6 protein-coding genes are annotated in these 9,511 nt (G+C 42.9%); all 6 read left to right on the top strand.

All coding sequences use genetic code 11. The annotated features are described in order from the left end of the window. Window positions 1-232: 232 nt before the first annotated feature. The 6 genes from rimP to IQ228_RS13855 all read left to right on the top strand — a co-directional run bounded on the left by rimP (window position 233) and on the right by IQ228_RS13855 (window position 9,470). Window positions 233-694, top strand: a complete 462-nt coding sequence (gene rimP, locus IQ228_RS13830) for a ribosome maturation factor RimP (RefSeq protein WP_193963185.1) — start codon at window positions 233-235, stop codon at window positions 692-694. A 268-nt stretch (window positions 695-962) separates the two neighbouring features. Continuing rightward, entirely contained in the window at window positions 963-2,240 is a 1,278-nt protein-coding gene (nusA, locus tag IQ228_RS13835) for a transcription termination factor NusA (RefSeq protein ID WP_193963187.1), read from the top strand. A gap of 322 nt (window positions 2,241-2,562) precedes the next feature. Next, window positions 2,563-2,832, top strand: coding sequence for a YlxR family protein (locus IQ228_RS13840; protein ID WP_071992767.1), 270 nt, complete (start codon window positions 2,563-2,565; stop codon window positions 2,830-2,832). A gap of 441 nt (window positions 2,833-3,273) precedes the next feature. Then, window positions 3,274-6,363, top strand: a complete 3,090-nt coding sequence (gene infB / locus IQ228_RS13845) for a translation initiation factor IF-2 (protein WP_027402042.1) — start codon at window positions 3,274-3,276, stop codon at window positions 6,361-6,363. Window positions 6,364-6,875: 512 nt separating this feature from the next. Then, on the top strand, window positions 6,876-7,124 hold the full coding sequence (locus tag IQ228_RS13850; protein WP_035081624.1) for a hypothetical protein: 249 nt from the start codon (window positions 6,876-6,878) through the stop codon (window positions 7,122-7,124). Window positions 7,125-7,817: 693 nt separating this feature from the next. Beyond that, on the top strand, window positions 7,818-9,470 hold the full coding sequence (locus IQ228_RS13855; protein ID WP_027402041.1) for a DUF1565 domain-containing protein: 1,653 nt from the start codon (window positions 7,818-7,820) through the stop codon (window positions 9,468-9,470). The last annotated feature ends 41 nt before the right edge of the window (window positions 9,471-9,511 follow it).

Consider the following 9,511-nt stretch of genomic DNA (forward strand, 5'->3'; position numbering starts at 1 on the left):
TGTATAAGAGACAGGGGGAGGTAGGGGAGGTAGGGAAGAAGATTTTTCCCAATCATCAATTACCCATTCCCAATTACTCATTCCCAATTTTTTCAAGTCTGTCATGACTAACTGAAGAAATAGGCTACACTCATTTTAGGGGCGAACTAATGCAGTTCGTCACAGTACTTCTTGGAAGATATCCCTGTCGCAGGAAGTGGGTTGAAGCCCACTTTTTTTATTGAATTCTCCCATGACTCATCCTTTAATACCACAAATTATTGATTTGGCGACACCAGTAGCCACAGAACTAGGATTGGAAGTTGTTAGTATAGTTTTTCATACGAACCAAAGCCCCCCAGTCTTGCGAGTAGATATCTTTAATCCTCTACAGGACATTGGCCTGAATGATTGTGAAAGGATGAGCCGTGCCTTAGAAGCGTCATTAGACGCGGGAGAGATCATTCCAGACGCTTATGTATTGGAAGTATCCAGTCCTGGTATTTCGCGGCAACTGGTAACAGACAGGGAGTTTATTTCCTTCAAAGGATTTCCTGTAGTTATTTCCACTTCCCCAGCCTACGAACAACAGCAAGATTGGATAGGTCTATTGGTGCGTCGGGATGAAACCACAGTTTACCTTAATCAAAAAGGTCGTGTAATCAAAATCCCGCGTGACCTCATTACCAAAGTACAAATAGATGAGCGTAGCTAATCAATTTTAGATTTTAGACTTTGGATTAGGGACTGGTAACTGGTAAGGAGTAATTGGTTATGGAAACAATACCTTCGCCAAATTGGAAACCGCCATTCTTTGTAGATTTGTAGGTTGGGTTGAGGAACGAAACCCAACAAATGCGTTGGGTTGCACTGTTGCTTAACCCAACCTACAAAGAATGGCGAAGGTATTGAAGAAAACAATTATTTCTTAACAATTATCTAATTGTGCTGACTAGCTTACATAAAATTTTAGGAGACTGCGTATGTCAATGGTGACTTTATCTGGATTAAAAGAGCTAATTGAAAGTATTAGCAAAGAACGAAATTTGCCCCGTTTGGCTGTACAAGCGGCTATTAGAGAAGCATTAATTAAGGGTTACGAACGTTATCGTCGCGCCCAAAATTTAGAACGTAGACAATTTGATGAAGAGTATTTTAATAATTTTGAAGTAGAATTGGATATAGAGGGTGAGGGATTTCGGGTTCTTTCCACCAAAACTATTGTTGATGCAGTTAGTAATACTGATCATCAAATTTCCTTAGATGAGGTACAGCAAGTAGCCCCTGAAGCTCAACTGGGAGATTCTGTGGTATTGGATGTCACCCCAGACCAGGGTGAATTTGGGCGCATGGCAGCCATGCAAACTAAGCAAGTATTGGCGCAAAAGTTGCGAGATCAACAACGTCAAATGGTGCAAGAAGAGTTTCAAGACTTAGAAGGCACGGTTTTGCAAGCTAGAGTATTGCGATTTGAACGTCAGTCTGTGATTTTGGCTGTGAGTAGTGGATTTGGACAATCAGAGGTAGACGCGGAGTTACCCAAGCGAGAACAGTTACCCAATGATAACTATCGTGCTAATGCAACTTTTAAGGTATATCTGAAAAAAGTTTCCCAAGGACAGCAACGGGGTCCACAGTTGATGGTATCGCGTGCTGATGCAGGTTTGGTAGTTTATCTATTCGCCAATGAAGTCCCAGAAATTGAAGATGAGGTAGTGCGGATTGTGGCTGTAGCCAGAGAAGCTAATCCTCCTTCTCGTTATGTCGGACCCCGGACAAAAATTGCTGTTGATACCTTAGATCGTGATGTAGACCCCGTTGGCGCTTGTATTGGTGCGAGGGGATCACGGATACAGGTAGTAGTTAATGAATTACGTGGTGAAAAAATAGATGTGATTCGCTGGTCTCCAGATCCAGCTACCTATATTGCTAATGCCTTAAGTCCAGCACGGGTAGATGAAGTTAGACTGATGGACCCAGAAAGTCGCCAAACCCATGTTTTGGTGGCGGAAGATCAACTGAGTTTGGCTATTGGTAAAGAGGGGCAAAATGTGCGGTTAGCAGCCCGTCTCACTGGTTGGAAAATTGACATTAAAGATCAGGCTAAATATGACCAGGAAGCTGAAGATATTAAATTTGCAGCGGTGAGAGCGCAAAATCAACCACGAAATGATCAGGATGATAGGTCTGACCGAGAATATGACATGGCAGAAGAATTAGAATTGGATGAGGATAGATTCAACAATAGCGAGGAAGATTAATTCCCCAAATTTGCCTGCAATAATTTGAGAAAGTAAGGGTAAGTTCTACCGAGATTGCCTGTGGAGCGGGCAAACAAGATTGGAAGTCATTCTAAGACCGCGATGAAGCAGGAAATAAACACTAAGATTATCGCTGTCCAGATGTGTCTAGACTTTGGTAATTTTGGGTAAGTTTTATAGAACGGAAGCAGTAAGCAGGGAGCAGGGAGCAGGGGGAATATTTCTTCCCAATGACAACTGACAACGAACAACTGACAACTGACATTAAAAAATACATTGTTTAGTATCTGGAAGATATCTAGCTGAATCTGGCAAAAGACTGATGAAACCGAACTATCGGCGTTGTATTAGTTGCCGTCAAGTCAACTTGAAACAAGAGTTTTGGCGGATTGTCCGCGTCTTTCCATCTGGAAAGGTACAATTAGATCAGGGCATGGGGCGTTCTGCCTATATCTGTCCGCAAGAGAGTTGCCTGCAAGTAGCTCAGAAAAAAAATAGACTAGGAAGATCGCTGCATGGGACAGTGCCAGACACAGTGTATCAAACATTGTGGCAGCGTCTAAATCAGGGCGATCGCCAAAATCAGATTTAATGGTAACAACTAAAATTGCGATAACCTCTAAAGATATTATGACAAAAGCCGAACTATTCGCGCTCTGATCATAACCTTTAGTATCGCTCAAGTTAGTGCCAAAATAGTAAATGGATGTAACCAGCTTTCTCGATCTCCTTTTTTTGGACAAGACGTAAGGCATTACTCCCAGAAAGTTTTTTTTTGATTGTATTGTGGAAGACTCACAAATCAGCAAAACAAAAAAACCAAAAATGGCAACCTGGTAGCGTCAAATCGCAGTTCTGCATCAACCATCATTCCTGGTGGAGATGTCAGTATTAACCCGAAACATCTCTCTTTCCTAACTGGAGGCACCGGCAATATCACCAAGGGCAACCGAAAAAACAGTGATCAAAGGGTGGAGATGTCACCAACCAGGCAACCATCCATTAAAACTGTAAATTAAAGGGGAAAGAGTGGATGAACAACGGAAAAGTTAGAATCTATGACTTATCAAAGGAATTGAATTTGGACAATAAAGAGCTACTAGCCATTTGCGATCAGCTCGATATTGCGGTCAAAAGCCACAGCAGTACGATTTCCGAATCGGAAGCTGAACAAATTCGTAGCGCCGCCGAAAAAGTTGCTGCTGCGAACTTAGTCTCCAAAAAGGAACAGGGTAAAAGTGGCCATAAACCAAATTCATCCCCAAACCGTCCCAGTGCCAATCACAAACAGCAAATTCTAGAAATTCGCAAACCGAAAATATTGAGAAACACTACTACCAACTCACCAGATACTTCAGTTGCTACTGACGCTACTGAGGCTAATAGTCCTTCACCTCCACGGCCTTTCGCTACACCTGTCTCATCTATGAAGCCGACGGCACCAACTCGACCAGTTCCCCGGAATCAATCCGAGACTCCGCTCAAACCTAATCCTACCCAACCGGAACAGGTATCTAATCCTCAACCGGTGGCGGAAAAGGTAGTAGGGGAAAAAGCAGAGAAGATATCTACTCCTAGACCTAAACCAGAGAAACCGCAAAAACCCCAATTGGTTTCTCCCCCTGCCAGAGTAGATGCCACAAAATCGCCAGATACACCGGTAATCGGAACATCGGAAAAACCTCTGCTTAAACGCGATCGCACCCAGCGGGTTGAGGAAGACCGACAACCAGTCAGAAGTAAGGTTAATAAACCATCATCTGACCAAGGTTCACCATCCGCACCACCTAAACCTAGTCGGGCTAATTCAGCAGCCCCAACAAGGACAGAACAGCGCACTGGCAGACCATCCGTCGGCGGTGATATCCAACGTCCTAGACCCGCACGTCCCGGTGAACCAGCAGCCATTCCCACGGCAACTCCACCCCGGCATAATATCGGCGGAGCGAAAAAAGAATCATTGGATGAAACACCAATTGTTCCCGATCTGCTCGATTTAAAACGCCCTACACCCCCTCGTTTAAACAAAGGTGGGAAGAAATGGCAAGAAGAAGAAATCATTGACGAAATCAAAGAAAAGGCTAAGTTAGGACCCAAGGGCAAACGGGTCAAACCAATCTTAGAAGATGATTTACTCGATGAGGATGATTTAGACGAAAACGGTCTAGAAATTTCCGCAGCCGTCCAAGTTAGTCTTTCCATTGCCCGTCCTCCCAAACCCAAAGGAACCCGTGCTGGTGCGCCAACTGTAGCGGTTGTAGCTGCTCCTACTACCAGGGGCAAAAAATCTAGCTCTTCCCGCGACCACAATCGTCGTCAAGAAAATGTCGAGCAAAAACCAGATCGTCCAGCTACACTGGCTGTCACTGGTCCATTAACAGTCCAAGAGTTAGCTGATGCCTTAGTAATTGCCGATACAGAGATTGTCAAAATCCTGTTTATGAAAGGCATGGCTGTCAGTATCACCCAAAATCTGGATATTCCGACCATTACCCTAGTCGCCAAAGAACTAGAAGTAGAAGTCGAAATCGTCGAACGAGAAGCTGAAGCTCGGAAAGTCACAGAAATGATTGACGTGACTGACTTAGATCACCTCATTCGTCGTCCCCCAGTTGTCACTATCATGGGTCACGTAGATCACGGTAAAACCACTCTCCTCGACTCAATTCGCAAAACCAAAGTTGCTTCTGGGGAAGCGGGCGGTATTACCCAACATATCGGCGCATATCATGTTGATATCGTCCATGAAGGTAAACCACAGCAGATTGTTTTCCTCGATACTCCTGGTCACGAAGCCTTCACCGCGATGCGTGCCAGAGGAGCTAGGGTGACAGATATTGCCGTTTTAGTCGTAGCTGCTGATGACGGCGTTCGTCCCCAAACCATCGAAGCTATTAGCCACGCTAAAGCTGCCGATGTTCCCATTGTTGTTGCCATCAACAAGATTGATAAAGAAGGCGCACAACCAGAACGGGTTAAACAGGAACTCACCAATTACGGTCTAACTGCCGAAGACTGGGGTGGTGAAACCATTATGGTTCCCGTTAGTGCCATTAAGGGCGAAAATCTCGATACCCTCCTAGAAATGATTATGTTGGTGTCGGAAGTAGCCGAACTATCCGCTAATCCAGATCGAGTCGCAAAAGGAACAGTCATTGAGGCTCATTTGGATAAAGCGAAAGGTGCAGTTGCTACCTTGCTGATTCAAAACGGTACTCTCCATGTCGGAGATATGCTGGTCGCTGGTTCAGCCTTCGGTAAAGTCCGGGCTATGGTGAATGATCGTGGTAAGCGTGTAGATGTCGCTAGTCCATCCTTTGCAGTAGAGGTATTGGGTTTAAGTGATGTCCCTGCTGCCGGTGATGATTTCGAGGTCTATGAAAACGAAAAAGAAGCTCGTTCTATAGCCAGCGATCGCGCCGACAAGCAACGTCAGTCTCGATTGTTACAAGGTCGTGTCACCCTCACTACCCTGTCAGCACAAGCACAAGAAGGCGAGTTAAAAGAACTCAATCTGATCCTCAAGGGCGACGTACAAGGTTCTGTAGAAGCTATTATCGGCTCTCTGCGCCAAATTCCGCAAAACGAAGTCCAAATTCGGATGCTCTTAGCTACCGCTGGAGAAATCACCGAAACAGACATAGACTTAGCTGCTGCCAGTAACGCTGTGATTATTGGTTTCAACACCACCTACGCCAGTGGAGCTAGACAGGCTGCGGATGAAGCAGGTGTAGATGTTCGAGAATATAACATCATCTACAAACTCTTGGAAGATATCCAAGGTGCTTTAGAAGGTCTACTCGAACCCGAACTGGTGGAAGAACCTTTGGGACAAACAGAAGTTCGTGCTGTCTTCCCAGTTGGTCGTGGCGCTGTTGCCGGTTGTTATGTGCAATCTGGTAAACTCGTTCGCAACTGTAAAGTCCGCGTCCGTCGTCATAATAAGGTAGTTTATGAAGGTGTCCTTGATTCCCTTAAACGGATGAAAGAAGATGCCCGTGAAGTCAACGCAGGTTATGAATGTGGTATCGGCATTGATAAGTTCCATGACTGGGTGGAAAATGACATCATTGAATCCTACCAATTGGTAACTAAACGTCGGACTTTAACTATGACTAAGTAGTGACGTGCATCCAGCGTTGAGTGCTGAGTTGATGAGTGTTGAATTGAGACTGTTTCGAGTTCAACACTCAAATAATGTAAAATCAGCACTCCGCTTAAAAGGAGTCAGGAATTAATGAACCAAGTTCGCGTCCCGTAGGGATAGAAACAAAAAACACGAAGGCAGAAGCAAGAAGGAAGAAGTAGGCAAAACCCTGTTTGAGTTGGAGTTTCATGATCTATTGATGTCTTGACCCCCTGGGTTTGCTATAAATTTTAAAAAAATTCCCTGTTTAATTGAAAACAAGTTGTTTTAGAAATTTCTCGCAGAAAATTCTGCATTTAGTGATGAATGCGACAGAATTTTCAGGTATAAAACCATTATCTTGAAAACAGATTAAACAAAAATTTTCAATTTTAGGTTTGGGTAACTAGATTTACGTCTTTCCCGGGAATGTGAAATAAATTATCAATCTGAAATCTAAAATCCCAAATTGTCTAAATCTGGAAGTGAACAACAAGGAATGAGGAATTATGGCTCAATTTCCAACTTCTAGCAACTACGCGCATAGTACCGATAGCAAAGGCTATGTCAATGGTGAGCGTATAAATCATCAATTATCTGCTAATACTCAATTTTGGCATAACCTGAAATACGTGATTTCTGCTAGTTCCGGTTTTCAAAGATGGCAATTAGAATGTAACGCTCAATCGCAAAGTTTACGTCTAGATCAGCAAGTACAAATGTATTTAAGAGAGACTTTAGAAACTTTAGCTTATTAACCCTTTGACAAAACAAATATTTACCAATTGCTTTGAGCAAGGACTTTGGGGATAAGAAATCTTATCCTCAATTTTTATGTATAACAGAGAAAAACAATAATAATTGGAGTTTAGACTAAGGGAACACCAAAAAATAAATTACCCAATTTTGTGGGATGGGAATCCTGCCCGTCCTTGATGATTAGCGGGCAATTCGTCCCGCACAACAAGAAATTTTTGGGTATTTTTTTAATTGGAAGTCCCTTAGTGACAATTTGATTGTATCACGAATATTGAAGGCAATCAATTCGCCTGTGTGCGTTTTCCCCTTCGGTCTGAAGACGGGAAGTTGCCAACACTACCGCATTCCTCTTGTGGTTAAGCTGTTACACAGCTAAATTGTATAATCCTAATATTCTGAACTCTTGTTTAACAGGCAAGATGCCTGTTCCACTTATACAAATTAAATGCACAACAGGTTAGGACATCAATTATTTGTGTCAACGTACCGTAGATATTTATGAAACTCATCCCACAACAGGGTTTTAATCCTGACTCCTGACTCCTGCGATACATTATTTTTTTTAATCAGAATTTTAGCTGCATAAGTCCTAATCATCAGGTATAGTTTGTTATAAGTTTTGCAGATGAATATCTGTTACACTGCACTCTTGTGAAAGTACCATAATTAAAAGCACATAATTCAGTAAAAAAATGAAAAATCAGGGTTTTCACATTTCTCGTTTATCTTTACAGACCAGTCTCACCGCTTTGTTATTAGTTGCCAGTAGTTCTACTCTCATATTTAGTCAACTTAAAGCTGGTGCGTCCCCAACTTTAACAGCCCAAGTACCAGCTAGTGGGACTATCATTTACGTTAACTCTGTCACTGGAAAAGATACTTCTGGTAATGGAACTACAGAAGCCCCCTATAAAACTATCACTTTTGCCCTTTCTAAAGCTACAGCCGGGACGGTTGTTCAGGTTGCTCCTGGAAACTATAGTAAAGATAGTGGTGAAACATTCCCCCTTGTTCTCAATTCTGGAGTCACGCTTCAAGGTAATGAATCCAACAAAGGTGAAGGAATCGTCATTATCGGTGGTGGCTATTACACCAGTCGCACTTTTGCTAGACAGGACATTACCCTGTTAGCGAATAATGGCACTATCATTACAGGTTTAACTTTTACCAACCCGAATTCACGGGGAACGGCTGTATGGGTAGAATCCAGTAACCCTGTAATCAAAAATAGTACCTTTATTAACAGCATCCGAGAAGGGATTTTTGTGACAGGTACGGGAAATCCCCAAATCGAAAATAACATCTTCTTGAAAAATAAGGGCAATGGAATTTCCGTAACTAAATCGGCTCAAGGTGTGATTCGTGGCAACTTATTTCAAGATACTGGTTTTGGTGTAGCGATTGGTGGTAGTTCCACACCTTTATTAGAAAGTAACAATATCACCCAAAATACAGACGGTCTTTTTATCTCGGAAACTGCAAAACCCACACTCCGTAAAAATGCCATTCGCAGTAATAAACGAGATGGTATTGTCTCTACTATTAGTGCAGTTCCTAACTTGGGTACGAGTGAAAATCCTGGTGGTAATCTCATCCGTGATAATGCCCGTTATGACCTGAACAATGCTACTAAAGGCAAAATTGTCGCTATTGGTAACGATATCAACGAGAAACGGATTTTTGGTGCTGTGGATTTTGTCGCGGCTAAGGTGACTACACCTCCCGATAACAATACTGGGAATACTGGAAATACTGTAAATACTGCTTTTAAAGATGTACAAACAGGTTATTGGGCAAAAGCTTACATTGAAGCCTTAGCTTCTCAAAATATTATCGCTGGTTTTCCAGATGGTAGTTTTAAACCCAATGAACCTGTAACTCGCGCTCAATTTGCTGCCATTATCAATAAGGCTTTTAAACCTTCAGCAACACGCAAAGGCATTACTTTTAACGATGTCAAAAGCAATTATTGGGCTTATAGCGCCATTCAAACAGCTTCTAGTAGTCCGTTCCTGTCTGGTTATCCTGATTTAACCTTTAAACCAGAACAACAAATTCCTAGAGTGCAAGCAATAGTTGCTTTAGCTAATGGTTTGGGTTTAACTGCGAATACTCAGACTGTGATTAACTTCTATACTGATGCTAGTCAAATTCCCAGTTATGCAGTTAGTCCAGTAGCAGCCGCAACTTCACGGCAATTAGTCATTAACTATCCCACTGTTAAAGAACTTGCACCTCAGCGTCAAGCAACTAGAGCTGATATTGCGGCTTTTGTATATCAAGCCCTGGTTAATGCCGGTCGTGTTCAACCCATTAATTCTCCCTATTTGGTAACTGGTAAGTAGGTAGGGGTAGAGGGCAGAGGGCAGGGGGCAGGGGGTAGAGG

The sequence above is a fragment of the Dolichospermum sp. LEGE 00246 genome (assembly GCF_015207865.1).
In the GTDB taxonomy this organism is placed as follows: domain Bacteria; phylum Cyanobacteriota; class Cyanobacteriia; order Cyanobacteriales; family Nostocaceae; genus Dolichospermum; species Dolichospermum heterosporum.